This is a genomic window from Paenibacillus sp. 1011MAR3C5, from assembly GCF_003591485.1.
In the GTDB taxonomy this organism is placed as follows: Bacteria; Bacillota; Bacilli; order Paenibacillales; family Paenibacillaceae; genus Pristimantibacillus.
The window spans coordinates 142,196-166,564 of sequence record NZ_QZCF01000008.1; the positions used below are offsets into that span (position 1 = coordinate 142,196).

The following is a 24,369-nucleotide window of genomic DNA, read 5'->3' on the forward strand; positions in this document are numbered from 1 at the left end:
CTTGGGCTATGCTTATTCGGAGGTATGCTTTCTCATAAACGCGTCCTACAACGTATCCTTCTGGAGCCAGTCTACGACTTTTTCCCAAGCCGTTGTGTCGCCGAATCCTTGCTTGCCGTAATCGGCTGATGACTGCCGGCCTTGGCCAGCCCGTGTATGGGCATATTGTTGTACATCGCCTCATAGCCGCCCGCGCGCACCTCATACGTCTCATGGTAGATGCCGACGCTGCCGCCAGCCCCGACCTTCCGGTGGAAGTTCCGCCAGGCCTTCAGATGCTTCTGCCCATGTCTCGCATAATGCTCCAGCTGCTCGAATGATCGCCAGTACTGAATAACCGTGATACCGCGCCAGGAGAAGTGGAAGCTCGCATGAAGAAATCCCAGCTCCTTGTTCGTATACAGCTCTTGCAGCATAGGGCTCATCGCGAGCGTCACCGGCAGCCACCGATGCACCGCCCATATCCGGTTAATCCGCACGCCGATATGGAATACGACGAACGAGCCCTCCATCCCAGCCGTATATCTTCCAGGGAATATGACGGCCATCCGGTTCCCTACCCTTTCTCCAGAAGATGCAGATGAATCTCATAGAACCCGATAATATCGGTCGAAGCATACTGCTGTGCAGTCAGGAACGAGCCATAGAAGATCGTGAACAGCACCTTGACCGCACGGTCAAGCGATATCCCATCCTTCAGCGTTCCCGTCTTCTCGGCATGCTCCATGCTGGTATGAAAGATCTTATAGAGATCGGGCGTAGAGCTGCCTATCTCTTCATGATCGGGAAAGAGCAGCCGGACCTCCGCTTCGCTCATCTCCTGCAAGCGAGGGTGCATTCTCATCTCCGCCAGGAACGAGATCAGACTGGGCAGAATGCCCGGCGTCGCCTTCGTCTGGTCGGCGACCTTGTACAGCAAGTGCCGGATGGCATCGAAGCCCTTCTTCTTCTCCTGCTCAATCTCGATAATCCGCTCCGTCAGCCACACTCGCATGAAATAGACGAGCACATCTTCCTTCTTCGGAAAAAACTTAAAAAACGTAACACGCGACACTTCGGCCTGTCGACAAATGTCTTCCAGCATCACTTCATGGAACATTTTGTCTTCCATTAAGGACAGGCTAGCTTCATATAAAGCAATCTTGGCTCTAGCCTTCTTGATCTCCCTTAATGAAATATCCGCTATAACCACGAGCATCATCCTCATTTTTTCGTTAACTCATGTCAATAACTTTACTTACGATAAATATTATTGTCAACATTTATTCCAAACTTTAACAAGATTACCGTCATTCGAACACTAGAGAACGCTCAGCGGCGCAATCGCTCCTTTGCCCTTACACGACCGGTTGCTGATTTCTCCCATCATACCATTTGCGCAAGTCAATCCGATACGTCGTCTCGTCTCATTCCTATCGCTTAACCTTGTCGGGTTTTGTCGAACGGGCAATTTGTAGATTTATTGGGTTTTCATGCGTACACTCAAGGGACTGGATAGTCGCTATCCGTCGATTCCTCACTATGGCGATTTCGCCTATCCATCTGTTTTTTTTCAACAAATATGTGTCTATTTCGCCCCTCGATTGTCTAATAGTAGGACAAGGCTGACGGAGATGCGGAAGAGAGGTGATGAATTGCGGCAATTCTCTGAGGTCTATGAACAATATTCAGCCCCTGTGCATCGATTCCTCTTATCCCTGACCCGTGATGAGACGATGGCGGAAGAATTAACGCAAGAGACCCTTTATCGAGCCTTCCTTCATATCGACCGCTTCAGAGGTCAAGCCTCGCTGTATGGCTGGCTGTGCCAGATTGCGAAGAACTTGTACTTCAATGAATACAGGAAGAACAAGCGTCATGCGAACATGCCCGCATGGGATGAGACCGAGGCCGGGGGCGACTTTACCTTTCGAATACTCCAGAAAGAACAGGCCATCATGGTTCATCGTATTCTGCACGCGTTGCCGGAGCCCTATAAGGAAGTGTTCACGCTGAAGGTATTCGGCGAGCTTACCTTTCGGGAAATTGCGGGGTTGTTCGGCAAAACCGAATCGTGGGCAAAAATGACCTTTTACCGCGCAAAAGAACGAATCGCAACGAAAATGGAGGAGCGCGAATGAGCACATCTTGCAATATCGTGTATGACTTGCTGCCGCTTTATGTCGACGGCGCATGCTCCGCAGAAAGCAGAGCTTACGTCGATGAGCATCTGTTGGATTGTCCGGCATGCCGGAAGAAATATGAGGCGATGGCGCAGCCCATAACGGTTGACATACTACTGGGAATTCAAGAGGATGCGGAACAGAGCGAAGGAGTGGAGGAACAACAACAACGTGACCATGCTGCCAAAAGCGTGCTGAGACGCATCAAGAGGAGATGGCTATTATCGCTTATTCCTTTGCTGCTGCTCATTCCTCTGCTGTTCCTGGGCATCAATCAATATCGCGGCGTAGGCATGTCGTTCACCAATCTGTATGATCATTATGCCGCAAGCCAATTTCTCACCGCCCTGGAGAAGAGAGATTACGAAAAAGCATTCTCGTATATCAATATGAGCCACGAATATGACAATATTCAAGAAGGGTTGAAGCGATCAGCCGAGACGCTCGCATTCAACGTAGAAGATTTTGAGTCCAGAACAGACGAGAACGGTATTCTTTATTATACGAATGGGAAAACCATCTATACGGAGGAGCATATCAAGGCGATGCTGCGCCAGTATGAAGAATACCCCTGGTCGAAAGCGACGGATAAAGTGGGTGCCCAAAAATTTATCGAGGAGTATCAGGATGTGAGCTATGAGGAATTCTATCAGAGGAGCAAAGAGAACTTCATAGCGAATATGAAAGAATGGGAGAGGCTTGGCTATACGCTCGCGGGACATCGGGTGAAAACCTCGTATGCCAATAACATTGACGGAGTCATGCATTACAGCTTCAGCTATTATCTATCTATAAAGAATGGCAAACAAACGATCAATTCTGGCACTATCGACTTCGTAGGAACGAACAAAGGGAAATTCTCCTCTACCGGCGGTTCTTATTTCCCAGAGGACACCCTAACACCTAGGTTGCTTGATCGGATATCCATCTATTCCTTTGAGTAGCAGAATGAAAGGCGTCAAATTCGGTCAGGCCGCAAGCCCATACAGCTGCAATGTGGTTTACATAGCCCACTAACCATTAAGCTCATTAAAGTTTAATTAGATTGAGTAGAAGGCGGCCGTTCTTATGAGCGGTCGCCTTCTTCGTTAATGAAGCTGTCCCTCGTATCTCACACGGCTTTTTTGCCGCTGCGGTATCGATTAAGCTTGAGGGTATACGAGATGTACGGGAAACCCGGGAAGATAAGCAGAATAAATGAGGCTAAGCCTGCGAAAAGACCAATCTGCCCTAGCGTTTCCGGCAGCCAGCCGTATCCGCTTATGATTCGAACAAGCAGCAGCACAATGGTTACGATCAGAAGCGGCAATGCCACCTTGCCGGACATTTTCCGCTCACGCTCGTATCTTTCAATAAGAGAGTCTTGATCCGTATAGATCGGTCTGGTGCCTGGAGGAGCGCTGAAGATATGGAAGGCACTCTCCCCGCCCGCAGAACACACCTTCTTCCAGCCTGCTTCTTCGAACAAGGCGAAGTAATCGGCGTCCGCATCCTCCTGATAATCTACGCTGTAGATGAGATTCTGAGGCTCTCCCTTTCTCAAGGTATATCCGAATGGAGCAAAGCTCTCCAGCAACCATCCTTTCCGTGCGTGCTTGCTTAGCTTCTTCATATCTGACGCTTCTGTAAACGCCAAGCCGCCGCTATATACATACTTTGTCATCTTCATCCTTCCAGCACTCCTTTTTGTTGAAATATCGCTTCCGCATGGCGAACCATATCCTTGCGCCACTCGACGTTTTTCTGGAGCAGCCCCATCCCTTTGGCGGTAGCCGCATAGGTTTTGCGCTTATCGTCTTCATCATCGAACAATTCAATAAGTCCGGCAGCCAACAACTTCTTAATGGTGGTGTACATCGATGCCGGTCCGACTGTCAGACGCTGATTCGTCATCGTCTCGATCGACTGCATAATCAAATATCCGTGCTTCGGCTCGACAACGGACAGCAAGATGTAGAACGCTGTATCCGTCAGCTCGCCCATCTCCAAAGAATCATTTCGCGGCAATTCAGCACCTCCCATATATCATTTAACGATATATCATTGAATGTAGTATATCGTTTAACGATATATGTGTCAACGGGAAAATTCAGTATGGAATCGACTCCGTAAAAATGACCCTGCAACTATGATATGATGAGGATACGATGCTTCAAATAAACAGGCTTTACATCAAGCAATGGACGAATACAGTCTTTTCTGTCACATCTATATATGTAATAAAATCGGAGGTTGAATAACTATGAACATCGCATTTATTGGACTCGGAACTATGGGCAAACCGATGGCTATGCATCTTCAGCGCGCAGGACATACGCTGGCTGTCTATAATCGCAACCGCGACAGAACGCGGGACTTCGAACAGTTGGACTCGGTCACAATCGTATCAACGCCGAAGGAAGCTGCGGGACATGCAGATATCGTCTTCACCATGCTGACGGATGATGCGGTGGTCGAGGCGGTTTATTTGGGAGAGGACGGCATTTTGTCCGCTTGTACGGATGAAACGTTCGACACGCCGAAGATTGTTGTGGATTGCAGCACCATCTACCCGGATACAACTACAATGCTGGCAGAGCGTCTGGCCGCAGTCGGCGTCGATATGCTGGATGCGCCGGTGTCAGGCAGTGAGCCGCATGCCATCGAAGGCATTTTGACCTTCATCGTTGGGGGTAAAAAGGAGGCGTATGAAACTTGCCTGCCGCTATTCGAATTAATGGGCAGAAAAGCGCTTTACATGGGGCCCAACGGAACAGGTGCCAATGCAAAGCTGGCGAACAACCTCATCGTAGCAGCCAATATTACAGCACTGGCTGAGGGCATGTCCATCGTACAGAAGTCCGGCGGCAACCCGGAGCTGTTCCTTGAGATTCTGGCTGGCGGAGGAGCGCGCAGTGCTGCTGCCGAAGTGAAGGGCCCTCGTATTCTGAACCGCGACTTCTCGCCGCAATTCATGGCCCAGCTCATGTTCAAGGATGTGAAGCTCGCTGGCCGTCTGGCCCAGTCTCTGCAAGTGCCTTCTCCTATTCAGGCGACCGTGCAGCAGCTGTTCCAAATCACATGCAACAACGGTCTCGGCCAAGAAGATCTCAGCGCCGTTGTGAAGACGTATGAAGCGTGGATTGGGGAGACGATTGGGGAGAAATAAAAGGCCGTGACGATAAGTGCCGGGATCATCCAAGGATGTTCTCGGCACAACAAACATGCTTGTTAACGACGAAGGCGCTTCTTCAGCAGCTCCATTTCTTCCTCTATTCGACTTACCTCTATCCACTCAATCAATATCTCCACGTCATGTATTTGTTGCAATGAGGCTCTCGGTTTACTCATATTCAAAAAGCGACGCACCTTCACACAAGCAAATGGAATAAACGGATTTAGCAAATTAGCCAAGTTGGCGATTATCTACATACAAATATGCAAGGTGCGGCCGCATAATGCTCGATCCTCTTTCACCTGTATCCACGGTTTTTGTTCGTCTAAGAACTGGGCGCACAAATGCGAATATCGTTTCCACGCACCCAAGTAACGTGCGACCCAGGCACGCAAACCCTTCTTAATATCTCCGAGATTTCAATCCACGCACCCAAGTAAGGTGCGACATCGCAGACAGCTAGACCAATCAGAGCAAAAAAAATTTCAATCCACGCACCTAAGTAAGGTGCGACTGTCACGCCAAGCCCGATGCCGCCACCCATCTGTATTTCAATCCACGCACCTAAGTAAGGTGCGACCAATGCCGGCAAAGATCGCAATATGACTTTGCTATTTCAATCCACGCACCTAAGTAAGGTGCGACTCCATATGAAGACCGATTACAGCGAACAGGTCATATTTCAATCCACGCACCCAAGTAAGGTGCGACCTAAATCCAAAAATGAGCAAGGTTATGGAATTTATTTCAATCCACGCACCCAAGTAAGGTGCGACTCATTTACCACATAAAACTATCAATTCAGGGAGATTTCAATCCACGCACCCAAGTAAGGTGCGACCACTTCGCCATCATAATCGGCTGCCGGCAGTTTTTATTTCAATCCTCGCACCCAAGTAAGGTGCGACCAACGATCGATACGTCACTCGTATTTGCTACGGTATTTCAATCCACGCACCCAAGTAAGGTGCGACGACTTCGACACCTGTAACGCCGACGCCAACAGTATTTCAATCCACGCACCCAAGTAAGGTGCGACTTTTGTTAACCACACATTCATAGCCCCCGACAAATTTCAATCCACGCACCCAAGTAAGGTGCGACAAAACCTCCTTTTAATTTTAGATGTTCCATGTGATTTCAATCCACGCACCCAAGTAAGGTGCGACCCCTTACGGCTCTCCGTCCCGACATAATCGAAACATTTCAATCCACGCACCCAAGTAAGGTGCGACTTGTCCATGTCGGACGTCGACTTGTTGCTAGAGATTTCAATCCACGCACCCAAGTAAGGTGCGACTTGTACGGTAAAAAATTGGGGAACAACTGGAAATTTCAATCCACGCACCCAAGTAAGGTGCGACGCATCGGAACGCGGCGGCCTCGCCACTTTTCGAAATTTCAATCCACGCACCCAAGTAAGGTGCGACATATCAATGGACCAAGCACTCTTTATGCACATATTTCAATCCACGCACCCAAGTAAGGTGCGACACATATTGGGCGCTGTAGGTATCCGGCTAGATCATTTCAATCCACGCACCCAAGTAAGGTGCGACCCACTAGACGTTACCGAAATTCCACCCTCAGACTATTTCAATCCACGCACCCAAGTAAGGTGCGACAACGGCTAAGTTCATAAGACAGAAGACATATGCAATTTCAATCCACGCACCCAAGTAAGGTGCGACCTCGTGTGTAGTCCGTTTTAAGATCGTAGGAAATATTTCAATCCACGCACCCAAGTAAGGTGCGACATTTTATCGCCCCTTTAATTGGGTGAGGGTGAAAATTTCAATCCACGCACCCAAGTAAGGTGCGACTTTAGAAAATGGAGTCAGTCGAGTTCCTATTCGTATTTCAATCCACGCACCCAAGTAAGGTGCGACATCCCGTCACCAATTACACCAAACTCTTTTACTATTTCAATCCACGCACCCAAGTAAGGTGCGACTGCGTAAAAACGATCCATTCTTTCGACATACAAGATTTCAATCCACGCACCCAAGTAAGGTGCGACTGCGACCTAATATTATGATGGTTAGTGGATGGAGATTTCAATCCACGCACCCAAGTAAGGTGCGACCCTGTTATTGAGTTCCATACTAAAGGAGAGATTGATTTCAATCCACGCACCCAAGTAAGGTGCGACTTACTGGATTTATAGGTACAAAAATGCTATAATAATTTCAATCCACGCACCCAAGTAAGGTGCGACGACATATTCGAGCAGACATATGAGCCAGTAACAATTTCAATCCACGCACCCAAGTAAGGTGCGACGCTGCAGACGAACAGGACGCATACAAGCGAAAGATTTCAATCCACGCACCCAAGTAAGGTGCGACCCACAACCGATTCCATGCGCTACATGTGTCTTGAATTTCAATCCACGCACCCAAGTAAGGTGCGACCGCGATTTTGAGCAAAAAAGCATAATATCAAGCGATGATTAGCTCTCAAACTGCAAAAAAGCAACTTTTAATTCTCCTTGTCTATCACTTGCCATGACAAATCGGCAATTCTACCTCGCAAAAAAGGTGCGAATCCCCTAGTGTTTTTATGTGAGCTTCACATTCGCACCGATGATTCGCACTTTTTTCTCCGCTTTCTTGGCATTGAAGTAAAAGCTAAAATATAAGTGGCCCTTCCATATCCAGCGACGCTTTGACCCCAATGTGCTCCACTTTCGTTTTATACTGGTTGCCAAGCCGGTAAAATCTTAAGCTGTCTTCTTCCTCGTCAATCAAATCGGCCAGTTGCAGCTTCAGTGATGTATATTGAGTTGCATCCACCACGCATTCAAATACCGAATTCTGAACACGCTGCCCATAATTCTGGCATAGCTTCGATACTTGCCGCAGCCGTTTTTGCCCTGCGCTTGTCACCGTGCGCACATCATACGTAATAAGTACCAGCAATGGCGCTCCCCCCTACTTCCACAAAAATGGCGGATACTCATCCAGGTCATTGCGCAAATATCGTGCCAACAATAACGCCTGCACATGCGGAACGAGTCCCCACGATATTTTTTCACCTAGATAAGGATGGGTTATTTTCTCCTGTTTTTTAGCCTGCCAGGCGGTCAAAAAAGTTTTGCGAGCATCATCCGTTAATAGAACTGCTCCATTCTCCTTCTCGACAAAATCATTTTTGTTCAGAATCTTCTTGTTAATCAAAGACAACACAAACTTGTCGGCATACACACCCCGCAATTCCTCCATCACATCCAGCGCAAGTGAAATTCGCCCCGGCCGATCCCGATGCATAAATCCGACATAAGAATCCAGGCCCACTCCCTCCAGAGCGGCTCCCGTATCACTCGCCAGCAGCGTATAGGCAAACGACAACAACGCATTAACACGATCTTGCGGCGGCCTCCGCGAACGAGTTCGGAAGAAGAAGTCTTCCTTTTGCTGCAAAATCATATCGTCGAACAATCGGTTGTATGCAACCGCAGCCTGCCCCTCCAGTCCTCGCAGCCGCTCCAAATCCTCGCAAGCTCTAATCTCCATCATCATCTGCGACAACTGCTGCGAGACAGCCTTGAACATCGCGACATCAATACGCATGGCGTAATCCCGCGTCATTCGCTCCAGCATCCACTTCTGATTGTAAAGCTTGCCAATAATAAAACTGCGGGCAATGGCGGCGGAGGCGGCTGTATCCTCCGAAATCAAATATTGTTTTTTCCGCAAAACAACGTTGCCGTTGCTCTCCCCGATCACTCTCGCCATAAACTTCCCGCTCATCGTCATAAAAACAAGAGAGATATTGCGCTCCGCACAATACCTCATCAACGCCGGACTGGCTCCCGTATATCCAAACGCCACGACCGACTCCAGATTATGCAACGGTATTCGGGCCAGCTTCTCCTGTTCTTTGACAAGTACGATATTGTCGCCGTCCAGGGACAGATAGACATCCGGCTGCGTCACAAACAACGTATTCAGAAGCTTCTTCATTCCGCCATTTTCCCTTCGACATAACTTTTGACGCTGCGCTTGTTCATCAAATCCGGCAAACAAATATGCTGCAAGGAGCAAGCCCTGCAGTATGCCCCTGTCTTCACTTTCGGAGTATGGCGACGCTTGTAATAATCCTGCATTTCGCCGACCAGCCGCTTGACCTTATCCTTCCATTCATCCGTAATCGGTACCTTAACCCGATGCTTGATTTCATTGTAAAACAGATACCCCGTGCGCACCTCGCACAACAGCATTTCCTCCAAACAAATGGCCTGGGCCACCAGTTGCACAATATCCTCATCGCCGCTCTTCGGTTTGCCGCGCTTATATTCCACAGGATAAGGAAGATACGTTCCATCCGCTCCGTGAATCGGAACCCCTTGATCGCTGCGGATAAACTCTACCACATCGCATACGCCAGTCAGACCAAGCTCGCTTGATCTGACCGGCATCGCCCTGACAATCAGCTTGTCTCCCCGCTTCTCGCGGGTAAACGGCTGATCTGCCTTGCGATGAACATGCTGTCCTTCTATCGTGTGAACATTTTCCTCCCACTGCTGTTCAATATGAATAAGGGCCCACTGACGCTTGCAGAATTGGAAATGCTGAATGCCAGACAACAGTAGTTCGTTATCTTCCTTACCGTCCATCAAGCTCTTCTACCTTCAGGCCCTCCAGCGGCAACACATGAAAAGAGTAGTCCTCAAAAGCCTTCGGTTCCTCTACCAATCTCTCTCTCACCAGGGACCGATGCACCTTCGCCGACGAATATTGTCCTAGCTTGGATGAATGCTCCCACCAGTACACTCTCCGAACCTCCATGCTTCCTTCCGGTCTGGCAGATGACACATCATTCTCGAACAGACTGAGCAGCGCTTCCTTGATACGGGCCGCATCTCCATTCGTAAAACCGGTTTTCTCCGCCAATTGGGTATTGATACTGCCATAGAACACGTACACGCCGGAATCAACACGATGCTTCATCCCCATCGTATCCGAACCTCTTTCCTTGCCGGATTCCGAATTGACGCTTTTTGTAATTTGCAGGCTTGTAATATCAATCGGATCAATGCTCATCGCAGGATGCACGGATACGGGGCCGCGCACCCCTACAGACACACCACCGCCTTTGCCTTCCGCCTTGAAAGCAAACACCTGGCCGAAGCTTCGGACATCAATCCAATTCTGACAAGCCACGGAGGCGAATTGATCACTTGAACCTGTCTTGGACTTCAGGATTTCCTTAAGCTCCTCCACCCCTTCGGCCCGTTCCTTCAGGCTGCTGTAAGCGTCGTTCTTGCGATCATTCGACTGGACAAAAACGGATTCGCCCATATCCTGCAGTCGGTTTCTAATTTTGCGCTTGATCGCCACGTCGGACATCTCACCTCGCCCGTCATAGTTCTGACGTGGACGATTGCCGTTAAGCGGATCGCCGTTCGGATTGGCGTTGGCAACGGAAAAAACAACAGCAAAGTCGATCTTATGATCCAGAATGGTCATGTTCATCTCTCCTTATTGTTCAGAATCCGCTTCCGCAGACTCCTGGTTTTTATTTTTGCCCATGTTATTGTACAGATCATAACGTTGACTATAGAAACCAAGCAGATACAGTCCCGTCAGCGATTCATTTGTAAACTTCTCCGGCGGCATCATGTAACCAACCTCATCCAGCAGCTTGTTTAGATTGGTCGCTTTCCGGCCTAACTTCATTTGATATGGGCACAATGCCTCTTGAATGATCGCCCAGGTTTTTGCCGGATGCCGCGAGAAAGCGTTCATATACCGAATCGCATTCGTCGGTCGATCCTCATCGCCAAGCGCCCTTCTCTCCAATACATCCGCAATAGCCAACATCCGGCCAAACAAATAATTATGGTCTGTCGTTACCGTATCCAGCGCCACTGAACGTCCCTCCTTTTTGTTAATCAACGCACACGCAATGCTAAGTGTCTTCTCCCATTCCCATCTCTCCATCGACACCGGATTGGAGGCTCTTTGGACCGAGCTTCTGACAATATCAAGCGGTATCGGCCTGCCATCAATGATGCAGGGCAGCATTCGCTCCATCAGTCCCTTGACGACCTTATCGCCGGCATTCGGGCCATAAGCGGCACGGGCAATATCGCGTGTCGCCGGTGCGCCGTAAAACAGAATCCCTTTTCCCGATTCATCCTTGCGGTAACGATGCAGCCACGCGCAAGCGGTATGCCACTCTATCAACTTGTTCAAGTACAATTTGATATCCATACTGCGGTAATACAACACGGCCATTCTTCCGGTCGTCGCAGAGTCTAGCACCATGATATGGGCATCCGTATGACCGTCCAACTTGTGACAATATCCATCCATCGCCTTCGCCAATTCCCTGGCAAATTCCTGATAGGTAAAAGCAGCTTCCTTCACAACTGCCGCTGCGGGGGCGAGATCAAATGCATCATCCGCAAAGCTCGGCATTTCCGGCCGCTTGCTTCCCCATACAAGAAACACCCGTTGATCGATCACTTTCCCCTGAAGATTGATGAGCCACTTCAGCGCATTGTGTGCCTTCTGGGACACCTCATAGCTAATGCTGGCGGCCTCCTGACTGCTGCGAAATCTCCCTCTGTATGTAAAGCCCGTATCATCGTTGGCGGAGATCAACTTCGCTTTATCGGCAGCGTTGCGGATTTTGTTCGCATGTTTATCCGTAGCCGGCAGCAACTCGCCTTTTACATAACAATAATCGTCCCCGCCAAGCTGCTCGTTGTAGTACCGAATGAATGACTCGTACATTCCCGAGTCCTTCCACACATCGTCCAAATATTCGCCCGGAGCATATACGTTGAACCGGACAAACGCGCTGCTCAAATCACCCGCCAGCACGGAATAAATGGGAGGTCTAGCTGAATCGCTCCCCTTGTCCCATTTCTGAATGAGACGATTCTGCTCATCTGCGTGCAGGATTTGCCGCTGAATCAAGTCTCGGACAAGCGTGCCTTTGCTGACATAGCTGTAAATGCTTTTTACCTTATCCGTCGCATAGGGAGATTGCGCCCATCCTTTCAATTGCTTGATATAGGCTGCAAATGGATCTTCTTTTTTCTGCTCTCCGCCATAAGCGATCAAATCGCCAGCAACATAACTGAGCTTGTCGTGCAACGGATAAGGCGCAACCACCGCACCGGCCCGACTGGCCGATTTCTCCGTGCAGGGAATAAGTGTGCTCATCTGGCTTTTTACCATGATCACTTCGGCGGAATGGATATCTCCCTCTTTCGTAACCGTTACTTCGATATGGGCGTTTTGCGTCGTATGCGAAAGCGGCAGCAGCGTAAATTCCTGATCGTTGTACCTGGTTTTAATGACGCCCACTTGACCACTGTTCGCATTGTACGTGTCATACAAATGAAGCAGCCAGCTCACCGTGCTCCCCTCCTCTCTTGTTAAGTTTCGACCGCGCTAACATTGGAATGATCGAAATGTTTCATGCTCATCCCCATGACTGGACGGACCAGTTCGCAGGTCTCCGGTCTCGGAAACTGGATTACGCCCTTGTCCATTTCAGCCTTCCAGAGGCGAACCTCCATCTGATTATTGCCCGTTTCGTCGGGATAGTTAATGCCGTGAACCATATGCCCGAATACGACCTTATCGTACTCGTCATAGTAACCTTCTCCCTCGTCGAAGCTGCATGGCTCCGCGTAGGCCTGACATTCCCTCGCGCCTAGAAAAATATCCCGGCGTCCTCCCGCTTTCAGCGACCTTAGCATAATGTTGTGGTGCTTGTGCTCGTTGCGGTCAAAGGCCATATCGGGCCGATTTTCATTAAACTCGAAATACGCTCGCACATGATACTCCACATCTCTTAAGTAGGTGTAGTTCGCGAGCGTATTGCCGCCCCCATATTCAATAGGACGGACCCCTTTCGATTCCATCTGAATGGGCTTCATGACACGCACCGCGTCGATATACATGATGATCGTCGGCTTCCAATAGATAGATTCGGCAATTCCTTTCAGCGCCTGGTAAGTTGGAATCTGGTAGGATAGCTTTTCTCCCCCTAGCTTGGTCAACGGGTCTGTGAATAAAGCGTAGTTGCCATAAACCTTGAATTCCATTGCATTTCTCATTTGTTCACCTCCTTCGTTTGGTCTACTTGTTCAGGCTTCTTTATTTCAGTTAATTAAAGAAAGCCTGAACAAGCAGTTTTATCCTACCTTTGCTCTCTGCCTATGATTAAAGTTGCTCGTTTCAGAATATAATTTTCCATTTTTAGCCGCTGATTTTCGCTGCGAAGTGATCGCAGTTGTTCCTTCTCATTTTGATCTGAAATCGTTTTCTCTTGACCACATGATCTTTGTCTTTGAGATTTTATTATCCATCGTTCTAAAGTTGATGCATTCAAATTAAACTCTCTAACAATTCTTGTCTTAGCTTCACCATTTTCATAGAGTTGCAAGACTTGATGTTTGAACTCTGTTGAAAACACTCCCTTTTGTTTAGACATATCAGATCTACTCCTAACTTCTTCATTTTTAAACTAGTACTTATTAAAGAAAACAGGCCCGAACTCTACTAAAAAATCAATATCCCATACTTCCCATAGGATTCTCAAAATTGACAATAAGCTGATATTTGACAACAAAATTTAATTATGGAATATCGATACATCTATATATTACCACCAATAAATCAAAAGTCAATTGCATACTATTTTGAACTTTTAGTTAAAGCATTTTTCTATGAAGTTATTCGGCTTCTATGCTATACTAACCTCGTCGCCGCAGGCGTGGATTGAAATAAAATAGTATGTAATATGGGCCTATCTCATAACAAGATAGGCTCGCTATTACATAATCAAATCCCCAAATGAGCCGTCATTGCCGACATCAAAACCAAATCGACCGTCGTACGCCGACTCCAGTAAAACTAGAACTTTTCCATCCTGCAAAGACTCTATCCCCTTGTTAGCATTCAATTCCCTTTTTTCATGCTCCCAGAGATTCACCGTATACTGCTGCGCCTTGCGCAGCCATTGCGAGAATTGTTCTATCGTCCCGTCTCCGTTCAAATCGGCGATTAATTCCCTGGCTTCATCGTTGTAAGGTACAATAACGGAAGTAGTCTGGTTCTTAATCACCTCGAAATGATCCGCCGCCGTTCCATAGCTGTGTAGACAATATAGATTAAGCTCCTCTTCTCTCTCTTGATAATAGGCCGCCAGATACTTATTTTGCTTGCGCGGGACGGTTAGCAGTTCTACCATATCCTTGTCTATCTTCGGAACATTGTAGTTCAGGCTGCTCGCCAGTTGCTTGTAATACCGGATGAAAAAATGCTCCATCGCCGCCACCGAAAGGATATGTCCGCCAAACAAACTCGGATCTTGCTTGAGATCAATGAACATTTTGCGAGAAATCTCTTTGCCTACGGCAATTTCTTTCAAGTGCTTCAAGTTCTCCTCTCCGTAGTTAATCACGTACACCTGACGCAGCTCATCTCTGCCATGCCTATTGCATCTGCCTGCGGCCTGGGCGACCGAGTCCAGCTCCGCAAGCGAACGGATGACACAATCAAAGCTGATATCGACTCCCGCTTCAATTAACTGAGTGCTGATGCAGATTACTTTTTCCTGCCGATCCAGATGTCCTCTTACGGAGTTCAAAATATCCTTGCGATGTCTGGCGCACATGGAAGTGCTCAAATGATACACAAAAACATTCGCAGACTCGCTCAATGCCCGATACAATTTTCTTACGACTGACTTGGTATTTAAAATAATGAGAACATTATCGACCTCATCAAGCTTGTCCAGCGCAAATCTCTCCAACATGGACTGATCGTAGATTTCCTCGGTCGCCATATCCACAATGTCCACCCGCTTGAACGCACAAATGACATCCTCAATCTCTTCTATCATTTCCGCATCTGCCTGGATGTCCAGCTTGTGTTCAACAAATTGAAGCGCGGGCTGTGTCGCAGAGCATAAGATGATAGTGGAATCGCCGCAGTCTCTCAGAAAGTTCACCGCTTGATTGAACAACGATACGCAAGAGACCGGAACCTTCTGCACTTCATCCACAATAATAACCGCATTCGATAGGTTATGAAGTCTGCGGATATTGCGCCCACCCTTGGCGTAGAACACATTCAGAAACTGAACCATTGTCGTAAAAATGACCGGGCAATCCCAATTATCCTTGGCATGCTTCAACTTCTGCGCCGTGTTCATATAGCCGTCGTCTTCTTCATCGTTATCGCTTGCATCGTCTACAACATTGGAATGATGCTCCAGCAAGTGTTCGTCATCTTGTATGATGTCGCGGATCTCTTGGGCATTCTGCTCAATAATTGTTGTGTATGGCACGATATAGATAATACGCGTTTTATTTTTTTCAATGGCATGGCGGAGCGCATAACGAAAGCTGGCAAATGTCTTTCCTCCCCCTGTCGGAATCGACAACGTATAAATGCCTGGATCGACAGAAGCAAACTGCTCGCAGCGATCCGACATGCGTTTCCTAAGCTCCTGAATAGAGACAGAACCCTTATTTTGATTGATTTCTTGAAGCTGTTGAAGCTTGATTCCAAGGTTCCGCTCATATTGCAGAAACAGCGATTTCACTTCCGTCTGCAATTTAGGGCCGACCGCTTCTTCAAACTCTCTTGAGTTCGTCCTGTCGGCGTCGACCAGCGCACTGAAGATGTATTTTCCCAAAAACATCAAGTTGGTGATTTTGTTATCCGGGTCCTTATTCAGGTAAGCTTCCAGTTCCGCTGCGGCTTCGTTCACATAGCGGGCAAATACCTCCTTGTTCATGACCCGCTCATAGAATAGCTCGACTGCTTGTTCGTATTCCCTCGGATCTTTTTCAACCCTTGCCAAAAAATCCGATTGATGTGGCGGCCCCAAAAAATCATGCAAATAGGAATGATGCGAGATGACAGCATTAGCCACAAGCTCCGCCAGTATCCAGGTGTTAGCACTGCGCTTCCCCAGATGCAGCTCCGAATAAATAAGCTTCCCGCCCGCCGTGGAATGGTCTACGCTCCCTCTGCGCGAGGGCAGCTCGGGATGAAACACTGCGTTCCATATATATGTTCTAAACTCTCCAGTAAATTTACCCATGTCATGCAACAATCCAGCAAGACCTGCGATGTGACGGACACCGATTTTGGCTCCAAAGGCTTCCGCCAATTGCTGAACCTCCGTCAAATGCCGCTCAACTGTTTGAATCTCATGATCGCTCTTCCGAATATGCGCAATATAGTCCATTAGCACACCACCAACCTTTATTAAGCGCTTACACAATAAATGCAAACGCTTATACTCTTAGTCCAAACGGCACAATTCTTAAAGCCTATCCCTATCATTTGGTGTTTCGACTAAAATGTATAAATTCCTTCTAAATTAATCATTTCAACTTATTTATTCCACGCATCTTTGATGAAGATGCGGCAAGATATAGAATTAATCCTACTTGCAGTCTATGACTGCAAGCATCGCACCTAAACAAGGTGAGACTGCGAGTTCGAGCAAAAACCATTCATTCTCAAGGCTTTTGCTTTCAAAACGTAATTGGTCCCCCTCCTTTCATGTTGCATGCGCCCATCGAATCCCGCTGACACTTCATAAATGGGAGCATTCAAGCTAAATCGACAGTACTATACTTAATAACGTCTGAAATCACAGGTTAGTCGCAACTTTTTTCCTAATTCTTTGGAACTATTTTCACTTTGTATTCAAGCTTCAATTTGCAAAAAGAGCCGTTTCGAGTATTTCGAAGCGACTCTTCCACTTACTTTTTCACCTCTGGTTTGAATACAATCCACTACCAACATATGAATCCCTGAATAAACTAAACGCATTTATACCCCTGCTCTAGAATATAAGCCTCCGTGCTGGGTTGCGCCCCTGTTACATCTCAATCCACGCACCCAAGTAAGGTGCGACTGCAAGCCGGCCCCGCCCGCCAATGGAGATATTTCAATCCACGCACCTAAGTAAGGTGCGACCTTTTGATGACCGTCAGCAACTTCGGCACCGACACATTTCAATCCACGCACCTAAGTAAGGTGCGACCTTTTGATGACCGTCAGCAACTTCGGCACCGACACATTTCAATCCACGCACCTAAGTAAGGTGCGACTTCGGGATCGGCTGGTTGATGTCGATCTTCAAAAAATTTCAATCCACGCACCTAAGTAAGGTGCGACAAGGCGTTGCCAGACTTTACTGACAGCGATTTTATTTCAATCCACGCACCTAAGTAAGGTGCGACCCGAAGCGGAAAAGGCCGAAACGGACCGCGCCAAATTTCAATCCACGCACCTAAGTAAGGTGCGACTAGCAGATACAAGCTTGTTGGTTGTCCAACCGAATTTCAATCCACGCACCTAAGTAAGGTGCGACTTTCTGAATCCATAATCGTATTCGTGACTAAATATTTCAATCCACGCACCTAAGTAAGGTGCGACTACGACTACTATTTTGATACAAGCTCCTTTGCAATTTCAATCCACGCACCTAAGTAAGGTGCGACATTCATGTGCAAATGTCGGGTCAAGGTTGCAGGATTTCAATCCACGCACCTAAGTAAGGTGCGACTTTGTCCAAATTGTCCTTCAGCTTGTCCCATTTCATTTCAATCCACGCACCTAAGTAAGGTGCGACTTGTCATCTAACCAATCCACCGTATATGGCGGAATTTCAATCCACGCACCTAAGTAAGGTGCGACGAAAGTGATCGAACTCTACCAACCTGTTGTAAAATTTCAATCCACGCACCTAAGTAAGGTGCGACAACCGCAAGACTCACTACCTGGCTACCCTTTCGATTTCAATCCACGCACCTAAGTAAGGTGCGACAGCTTGGTGAGATTAGTGCAAAGCTTACTGATCTATTTCAATCCACGCACCTAAGTAAGGTGCGACGTAAAGGGTGGACATTCAACGGATTTGGCACAATTTCAATCCACGCACCTAAGTAAGGTGCGACTACGAGTCACAACAAACTCACAGACGATACGAAATTTCAATCCACGCACCTAAGTAAGGTGCGACCTACCGCTTTCAAGTTCCCTGATTTAACTTTCGTATTTCAATCCACGCACCTAAGTAAGGTGCGACCTACCGCTTTCAAGTTCCCTGATTTAACTTTCGTATTTCAATCCACGCACCTAAGTAAGGTGCGACCTTGGTTTGTAGCGAAAGACGTATGCGCATTATTGATTTCAATCCACGCACCTAAGTAAGGTGCGACTTACCTCATGTGTTTTATATCCAAACATATTGAAATTTCAATCCACGCACCTAAGTAAGGTGCGACCTCCTGTTGGAGATTTTACAGGAACACTAGACGATTTCAATCCACGCACCTAAGTAAGGTGCGACTCTCGTGTGTAGTCCGTTTTAAGATCGCAGGAAATATTTCAATCCACGCACCTAAGTAAGGTGCGACTTTAATGAGATAACCGTTCTCCCGGAGCCATATATTTCAATCCACGCTCCTAAGTAAGGTGCGACCCGGTGCTTGTTGCCATGGTTATCCTCCTTTCGGATTTCAATCCACGCACCTAAGTAAGGTGCGACCCATCGCGACAGAGTTTTTGAACAGTTGGAAGAGATTTCAATCCACGCACCTAAGTAAGGTGCGACCGATTACTTTCAAGCAGCTGCCAACAATGCTGAATTTCAATCCACGCACCTAAGTAAGGTGCGACACGCTGACGAATGGGCGCGCGAGGTGGAGATGATATTTCAATCCACGCACCTAAGTAAGGTGCGACTCCCCTTGATCGGGATACTACCTTGTTCCTGCAATTTCAATCCACGCACCTAAGTAAGGTGCGACTCCCCTTGATCGGGATACTACCTTGTTCCTGCAATTTCAATCCACGCACCTAAGTAAGGTGCGACATCTATTAGATCATACGTCGACCGGGCGAAAGAATTTCAATCCACGCACCTAAGTAAGGTGCGACTTACAAAGAGTGCATGATGCGGCTGCTGGATACGATTTCAATCCACGCACCTAAGTAAGGTGCGACTCCGCGATAAACACCGTAAGTTCAGCCCGATTGAATTTCAATCCACGCACCTAAGTAAGGTGCGACGCGATCTATTATCTATAGGTATCACCTTATCATATTTCAATCCACGCACCTAAGTAAGGTGCGACTACAGAAACGTATGTAGAGACTTACAGGGTCTTATTTCAATCCACGCACCTAAGTAAGGTGCGACGGCCATTTGCGAAACGTAGCCATGATGTTAAGACATTTCAATCCACGCACCTAAGTAAGGTGCGACCCCTTTGCTAACTTATTGATCGCCTGCGCTGTACATTTCAATCCACGCACCTAAGTAAGGTGCGACTCTCGTACGCTGTTGATGTAATATCTTGATATTCTATTTCAATCCACGCACCTAAGTAAGGTGCGACGCGCTGAGACGATTGCCCCGGCCATGTTACCGTATTTCAATCCACGCACCTAAGTAAGGTGCGACACGCTCGCGCCTTCCTTCTCAGCCAGCTGCGCGAATTTCAATCCACGCACCTAAGTAAGGTGCGACGCCTGTATCGAGACAGCATCAGCGGCATTATCCATTTCAATCCACGCACCTAAGTAAGGTGCGACCCGGATTGTCCGATTGTTTACAACGGCTTCGACTATTTCAATCCACGCACCTAAGTAAGGTGCGACTAGACCCTGGACCTCTACGCCAAGGGCTGACATTATTTCAATCCACGCACCTAAGTAAGGTGCGACCTTACTTCCCCCTACTAGCATCGCAATGAGGCCGAATTTCAATCCACGCACCTAAGTAAGGTGCGACACGGTGTTATGGCTGCTGGCGATACTAATGCCAATTTCAATCCACGCACCTAAGTAAGGTGCGACGATTCCGGAAGCTTGGACGATTACGTTTGACTAATTTCAATCCACGCACCTAAGTAAGGTGCGACCCGCGAACAGCATGCCTGCATCATAGCGATAGCATTTCAATCCACGCACCTAAGTAAGGTGCGACGAGTATGCGCGATTGCTTCGATTGAGATACGTAATTTCAATCCACGCACCTAAGTAAGGTGCGACGATTATTGAGTACGCCATTGTATGTAAGATTGAATTTCAATCCACGCACCTAAGTAAGGTGCGACTCAGATTTTTACCGATGAGCAAATGGAAAAAATATTTCAATCCACGCACCTAAGTAAGGTGCGACTCTTAGCCCTTGTAGGGGGGCGGGCGTGTAGCAATTTCAATCCACGCACCTAAGTAAGGTGCGACGGCTCTGCTTTTAATAGAATGACTTCTCCGTTATATTTCAATCCACGCACCTAAGTAAGGTGCGACCCGATTAGCCAGAACGTGAGACAGTTCGCGCCAATTTCAATCCACGCACCTAAGTAAGGTGCGACAACTACGAGCGACAATTTCTTCTGTTTCTGTGTTATTTCAATCCACGCACCTAAGTAAGGTGCGACCATCTTGAACTAACTCACCTTTATCATACCAAGTATTTCAATCCACGCACCTAAGTAAGGTGCGACGTGCTGATATATATTGTTTATCAACACTAACAAGATTTCAATCCACGCACCTAAGTAAGGTGCGACGTAGCGATCCGATATCTAGCGCTTCCTAAAACGATTTCAATCCACGCACCTAAGTAAGGTGCGACTCATCTAAACGTCTCCCTTCACAACATATTACGATTTCAATCCACGCACCTAAGTAAGGTGCGACTCGCTTTTGATCCAGCGGAAGCGATTGATCATAATTTCAATCCACGCACCTAAGTAAGGTGCGACGTTACCTAAATCGGAACGTCCGACTGTAGACATTTCAATCCACGCACCTAAGTAAGGTGCGACCAGAGCTCGATTTCTTTTATGACGCCATGGATTGATTTCAATCCACGCACCTAAGTAAGGTGCGACATGCCGTTCCTCATGATGACGTTCCCAGCATTCGATTTCAATCCACGCACCTAAGTAAGGTGCGACTTGGTCATGACCATGCCCATCAGAACCAACACAAATTTCAATCCACGCACCTAAGTAAGGTGCGACTAAGTCCTATTGTGCGTATAACCGCCAAGGGTGATTTCAATCCACGCACCTAAGTAAGGTGCGACAAGCCCAAAATATCATCGACTTTGTGATGTATCATTTCAATCCACGCACCTAAGTAAGGTGCGACGTCTACAATGGATTGACAATGAAATGACATTTTATATTTCAATCCACGCACCTAAGTAAGGTGCGACCAGGTGGATCTACGATAACTTGGGTAATATCGGATTTCAATCCACGCACCTAAGTAAGGTGCGACAATCTGCTTTTCATGCAGGCGATGGAGGGAAAGATTTCAATCCACGCACCTAAGTAAGGTGCGACATGTTGAGACAAGTATTATGTCGGCATGAGTGATTTCAATCCACGCACCTAAGTAAGGTGCGACTCGCTTTCCACACCAGTTCATGCGTTTCAGTTGTATTTCAATCCACGCACCTAAGTAAGGTGCGACTTTTTTTGTTCGCTCAGTATACAAAAAGTGCAAATATTTCAATCCACGCACCTAAGTAAGGTGCGACAGCGATTTTCAGACCAAAAAGTAACATTCAATCATTTTCATAAAATATAAAATCATTAAAATGATCCTATATTTCATTTATAGCTACTCAATCTATCTTGAATCATCTTATAAAGCGTATTTAATGGTGCGAATCCCCCAGGGATTTCATGTGCACTTCACATTCGCACCAACAATTTGCACTACTTCATTACAATTAATGGAGAGTAAAAAGATTATAAACGAGCCTGCCTTTTATTACAATTTCAATCAGAGCTACAACCCCGCAATCCAAAAGAAATGATATCATGCCTAATCGCTTATAGTAAGTATATGCCTTTATCCAAAAGACTAAGAAAGGATGCTTGCCAATGGGAAAGTTAAAACCATATATCATTTCGGAGGACGCTAGAACGCAAGGTCAATTCTACATAGATTCACTTGGCGGCCAGCTCATGTCCATTATGACTCACGAAGAGGCAATGGGAGCGCAGCACGCTGACAAAGACAAGGTCATGCATATGTGTATTGAGGTGGCAGGAGACAACTATATCTTCTTGGCAGATGGCATGGAGCCGTTCACTCATGGGTCGGGGCTCTATCTGTCTCTGGAGCTAGATTCGGATTCGCAAGCTCGTGATGCGTTCGAGAAGCTTTCGGCTGGAGGCCAGGTGAAATATCCGTTCGAGTTACAGCCATTCGGCTTGTATTTGGGTGAAGTGATGGACCAATACGGAGTATGGTGGATGATTACGGCTCAGAACGAAGCAGCAGATGCATAGTAAGTGAAATATTCTATTGTATTACTATAAATAATTTCAAAAGACGAGTGTCATCCTCCATCTGGATGCCACTCGTCTTTCTCATTTACGCTTCGTTTTTTACTATTTACTTTATAAATAGTTCTCCTGTATAATCTAGATACAAAGTAAATAGTTATGGAGTGACAACAATGACCTATATTGACCTGGATCAACTAACTTCGCAATCCGGTTATAACCTCACTAGCGACATAATGTTACGGCTTATTATTGAACAACACACCATGAGCACGAATGAGGTTATTGACCGTCTTGGCATTTCCAAGCAAAGGCTAGTCGGATTAAAAAATCAGAGGTTGTTGCATGAAATAAAGAAAGGCATCTACTCGAGAAAAGAGGTGGAAATGATGCGAATGACTCAAGAGAAGCAAAACCGATTTAAGCACCAAAAAAATGCCTACGAGTTAACACCCGCTTATCGAATTCTCGATCCGCTGCATGTCATTATTAACAAGTCGCGTTTCTTCGACTGCCTTACTATGGTCAAACATAAAGACTCTGATGCCGTGTATGACCTTGAAGTTTCTGGCGCACTCAAAGCGGCTGACGACACTTATAAGGTTGGTGGAAAGGTGTATATGCTCCAGCATGAAGAGTTCGACCACATTAAGCATGCAGCAGACCTAAATATGTCCAATATACTGAAAATGTACACTGAAGCAGATTTTTTAACATTTTTGGAATCAACCGAAGCGCAAATACTAGGTCTTCCCCAAACAACGAATTATGCCAAGGTTCTGACATCTATGAAAGCAAATCAAACCCCTTAGGCCAGCGATCTCCCTTTAGACCACTCGGGCGGTTAATCCCAAGGGTACATCAAACCGCTCGAAAGCCGTACATTTCATCAAAAAATCGTAGGCACCATTCCCCCATCCATCCGAATCGGCGACCCTCTGAACGCAGACGCATAAGGACTGCACACAAAGGCTGTCAGTCTGCCTATCTCCGCTGGTCGGATGAATCGCTGAAGCTCCGATTGGGGCAGGTTGCTCTTCATAAATTGCTTCTCTTTTTCCGAGAAAGCCATGCCTTCGTCCGAATAAATGCTATCAATAATCTGATATACATTCTCCGAGAGTGTCGGCCCCGGCATAATCGTATTAACGGTAACCTCAGTGCCTGCCGCTAATTTCGACAAGCTTTTGGAGAGCGAAAGCAGCATCGACTTCGTTACAGCATACTGCGGCATTTGACCGGAAGGCATGACGGCTTCTTCACTCGCCATGAAGATTATCCGGCCATCATTGCGATTCAGCATACCTGGCATATAAAATTTGGTCAGCGCATTGGCTGCCAGAACATTGGTGCGAATGTATCTCTCCCACACTTCATCGTCAGCATCCTCATAGGACATGATTTCATAAATGCCCATATTGTTAATCAAAATATCTATCGCAGGGTGCTGCTGGAATAAAGCCTCTCTTTGCTCCGCATCCACCAGATCGGCTGTTGCCTTAAGTGGAGAAGTCTCTGGAAAGGCCGACTTTATCTCTTGTACGGTATGCTCGACCTCTTCATCCTTGCGGCCATTAATAAGCACATTCACGCCTTCTCTAGCTAGTTCAAAGGCTATCGCTTTGCCGATGCCCTTCGTTGCTCCGGTAATAAGCGCTGTTTTATTCGATAATCCCATATCCATCTTATAATCCCCTTCCCGTTATTTATCACTCACGACGAAGTCCTGAGCTTCGGATAGG

General features: G+C 47.1%; 18 protein-coding genes and 2 CRISPR repeat arrays. Of the genes, 5 read left to right on the forward strand and 13 right to left on the reverse strand.

From position 1 onward, the window contains the following. Nucleotides 1–71: 71 nt before the first annotated feature. Nucleotides 72–548: a DUF4188 domain-containing protein gene (locus tag D3P07_RS21670; RefSeq protein WP_119802356.1), complete on the reverse strand. Its 477-nt coding sequence runs from the start codon at nt 546–548 to the stop codon at nt 72–74. A gap of 8 nt (nt 549–556) precedes the next feature. Then, nucleotides 557–1,192: a TetR/AcrR family transcriptional regulator gene (locus D3P07_RS21675; protein ID WP_397334614.1), complete on the reverse strand. Its 636-nt coding sequence runs from the start codon at nt 1,190–1,192 to the stop codon at nt 557–559. A gap of 421 nt (nt 1,193–1,613) precedes the next feature. On the opposite strand from D3P07_RS21675, the gene D3P07_RS21680 reads away from it, so the two are divergent. Next, a complete protein-coding gene (locus D3P07_RS21680) occupies nt 1,614–2,120 on the forward strand; it encodes an RNA polymerase sigma factor (protein WP_119802357.1) in 507 nt (168 codons plus the stop codon). After that, on the forward strand, nt 2,117–3,106 hold the full coding sequence (locus D3P07_RS21685) for a zf-HC2 domain-containing protein (RefSeq protein ID WP_119802358.1): 990 nt from the start codon (nt 2,117–2,119) through the stop codon (nt 3,104–3,106). The genes D3P07_RS21680 and D3P07_RS21685 overlap by 4 nt, the downstream gene beginning before the upstream one ends. Before the next feature lie 167 nt (nt 3,107–3,273). Here D3P07_RS21685 and D3P07_RS21690 read toward each other — a convergent pair whose 3' ends face one another. Both D3P07_RS21690 and D3P07_RS21695 read right to left on the reverse strand, forming a co-directional pair. Continuing rightward, entirely contained in the window at nt 3,274–3,831 is a 558-nt protein-coding gene (locus D3P07_RS21690) for a DUF2812 domain-containing protein (RefSeq protein WP_119802359.1), read from the reverse strand. Further along, nucleotides 3,828–4,169 (reverse strand): PadR family transcriptional regulator, encoded by a 342-nt coding sequence (locus D3P07_RS21695; protein ID WP_119802360.1) that lies wholly within the window; start codon nt 4,167–4,169, stop codon nt 3,828–3,830. The genes D3P07_RS21690 and D3P07_RS21695 overlap by 4 nt, the downstream gene beginning before the upstream one ends. A gap of 235 nt (nt 4,170–4,404) precedes the next feature. Between D3P07_RS21695 and D3P07_RS21700 the strand changes: the two genes are divergently transcribed. Then, nucleotides 4,405–5,310: an NAD(P)-dependent oxidoreductase gene (locus D3P07_RS21700; RefSeq protein WP_119802361.1), complete on the forward strand. Its 906-nt coding sequence runs from the start codon at nt 4,405–4,407 to the stop codon at nt 5,308–5,310. Between the two features lie 422 nt (nt 5,311–5,732). Next, a CRISPR array of direct repeats spans nt 5,733–7,730; the repeat unit is 32 nt; unit sequence ATTTCAATCCACGCACCTAAGTAAGGTGCGAC. A 216-nt stretch (nt 7,731–7,946) separates the two neighbouring features. On the opposite strand, the gene cas2 is transcribed toward D3P07_RS21700, so the two are convergent. From cas2 to cas3, 8 genes are all read right to left on the reverse strand, one after another. Then, nucleotides 7,947–8,237: a CRISPR-associated endonuclease Cas2 gene (cas2, locus tag D3P07_RS21705; RefSeq protein WP_119802362.1), complete on the reverse strand. Its 291-nt coding sequence runs from the start codon at nt 8,235–8,237 to the stop codon at nt 7,947–7,949. A gap of 12 nt (nt 8,238–8,249) precedes the next feature. Continuing rightward, complete coding sequence (gene cas1c, locus D3P07_RS21710; RefSeq protein ID WP_119802363.1) at nt 8,250–9,281, reverse strand: type I-C CRISPR-associated endonuclease Cas1c; 1,032 nt, start codon at nt 9,279–9,281, stop codon at nt 8,250–8,252. Next, the gene (gene cas4 / locus D3P07_RS21715; RefSeq protein WP_182914453.1) at nt 9,278–9,934 is read right to left on the reverse strand and encodes a CRISPR-associated protein Cas4; all 657 of its coding nucleotides are present in this window, start codon (nt 9,932–9,934) and stop codon (nt 9,278–9,280) included. Before cas4 ends, cas1c begins: the two co-directional genes overlap by 4 nt. Then, entirely contained in the window at nt 9,924–10,787 is an 864-nt protein-coding gene (gene cas7c, locus D3P07_RS21720) for a type I-C CRISPR-associated protein Cas7/Csd2 (protein ID WP_119802365.1), read from the reverse strand. Before cas7c ends, cas4 begins: the two co-directional genes overlap by 11 nt. A 12-nt stretch (nt 10,788–10,799) precedes the next feature. After that, a complete protein-coding gene (gene cas8c, locus D3P07_RS21725; RefSeq protein WP_119802366.1) occupies nt 10,800–12,689 on the reverse strand; it encodes a type I-C CRISPR-associated protein Cas8c/Csd1 in 1,890 nt (629 codons plus the stop codon). 20 nt (nt 12,690–12,709) lie between these two features. Then, on the reverse strand, nt 12,710–13,396 hold the full coding sequence (gene cas5c / locus D3P07_RS21730; protein WP_119802367.1) for a type I-C CRISPR-associated protein Cas5c: 687 nt from the start codon (nt 13,394–13,396) through the stop codon (nt 12,710–12,712). 83 nt (nt 13,397–13,479) lie between these two features. Further along, nucleotides 13,480–13,773: a transposase gene (locus D3P07_RS21735; protein WP_119802368.1), complete on the reverse strand. Its 294-nt coding sequence runs from the start codon at nt 13,771–13,773 to the stop codon at nt 13,480–13,482. Nucleotides 13,774–14,115: 342 nt separating this feature from the next. Then, nucleotides 14,116–16,542, reverse strand: coding sequence for a CRISPR-associated helicase Cas3' (gene cas3 / locus D3P07_RS21740; RefSeq protein WP_119802369.1), 2,427 nt, complete (start codon nt 16,540–16,542; stop codon nt 14,116–14,118). A 646-nt stretch (nt 16,543–17,188) separates the two neighbouring features. Beyond that, a CRISPR array of direct repeats spans nt 17,189–21,870; the repeat unit is 32 nt; unit sequence ATTTCAATCCACGCACCTAAGTAAGGTGCGAC. A 349-nt stretch (nt 21,871–22,219) separates the two neighbouring features. Here cas3 and D3P07_RS21745 point away from each other — a divergent pair. Further along, the gene (locus tag D3P07_RS21745; RefSeq protein ID WP_119802370.1) at nt 22,220–22,630 is read left to right on the forward strand and encodes a VOC family protein; all 411 of its coding nucleotides are present in this window, start codon (nt 22,220–22,222) and stop codon (nt 22,628–22,630) included. A gap of 170 nt (nt 22,631–22,800) precedes the next feature. Further along, the gene (locus D3P07_RS21750) at nt 22,801–23,439 is read left to right on the forward strand and encodes a hypothetical protein (RefSeq protein WP_119802371.1); all 639 of its coding nucleotides are present in this window, start codon (nt 22,801–22,803) and stop codon (nt 23,437–23,439) included. Nucleotides 23,440–23,516: 77 nt separating this feature from the next. Here D3P07_RS21750 and D3P07_RS21755 read toward each other — a convergent pair whose 3' ends face one another. Continuing rightward, nucleotides 23,517–24,311 carry an SDR family NAD(P)-dependent oxidoreductase gene (locus tag D3P07_RS21755; protein ID WP_119802372.1) on the reverse strand — a complete coding sequence of 265 codons (795 nt, stop codon included), beginning with the start codon at nt 24,309–24,311 and terminating at the stop codon, nt 23,517–23,519. Nucleotides 24,312–24,369: the final 58 nt, after the last annotated feature.

Coding starts and splice junctions, on each gene's coding strand:
- D3P07_RS21670 (WP_119802356.1), bottom strand. CDS start 548: ATGGCCGTCATATTCCCTGGAAGATATACGGCTGGGATGGAGGGCTCG.
- D3P07_RS21680 (WP_119802357.1), top strand. CDS start 1,614: ATGCGGAAGAGAGGTGATGAATTGCGGCAATTCTCTGAGGTCTATGAA.
- D3P07_RS21685 (WP_119802358.1), top strand. CDS start 2,117: ATGAGCACATCTTGCAATATCGTGTATGACTTGCTGCCGCTTTATGTC.
- D3P07_RS21690 (WP_119802359.1), bottom strand. CDS start 3,831: ATGAAGATGACAAAGTATGTATATAGCGGCGGCTTGGCGTTTACAGAA.
- D3P07_RS21700 (WP_119802361.1), top strand. CDS start 4,405: ATGAACATCGCATTTATTGGACTCGGAACTATGGGCAAACCGATGGCT.
- cas1c (WP_119802363.1), bottom strand. CDS start 9,281: ATGAAGAAGCTTCTGAATACGTTGTTTGTGACGCAGCCGGATGTCTAT.
- cas4 (WP_182914453.1), bottom strand. CDS start 9,934: ATGGACGGTAAGGAAGATAACGAACTACTGTTGTCTGGCATTCAGCAT.
- cas7c (WP_119802365.1), bottom strand. CDS start 10,787: ATGACCATTCTGGATCATAAGATCGACTTTGCTGTTGTTTTTTCCGTT.
- cas5c (WP_119802367.1), bottom strand. CDS start 13,396: ATGAGAAATGCAATGGAATTCAAGGTTTATGGCAACTACGCTTTATTC.
- D3P07_RS21735 (WP_119802368.1), bottom strand. CDS start 13,773: ATGTCTAAACAAAAGGGAGTGTTTTCAACAGAGTTCAAACATCAAGTC.
- cas3 (WP_119802369.1), bottom strand. CDS start 16,542: ATGGACTATATTGCGCATATTCGGAAGAGCGATCATGAGATTCAAACA.
- D3P07_RS21745 (WP_119802370.1), top strand. CDS start 22,220: ATGGGAAAGTTAAAACCATATATCATTTCGGAGGACGCTAGAACGCAA.
- D3P07_RS21750 (WP_119802371.1), top strand. CDS start 22,801: ATGACCTATATTGACCTGGATCAACTAACTTCGCAATCCGGTTATAAC.
- D3P07_RS21755 (WP_119802372.1), bottom strand. CDS start 24,311: ATGGATATGGGATTATCGAATAAAACAGCGCTTATTACCGGAGCAACG.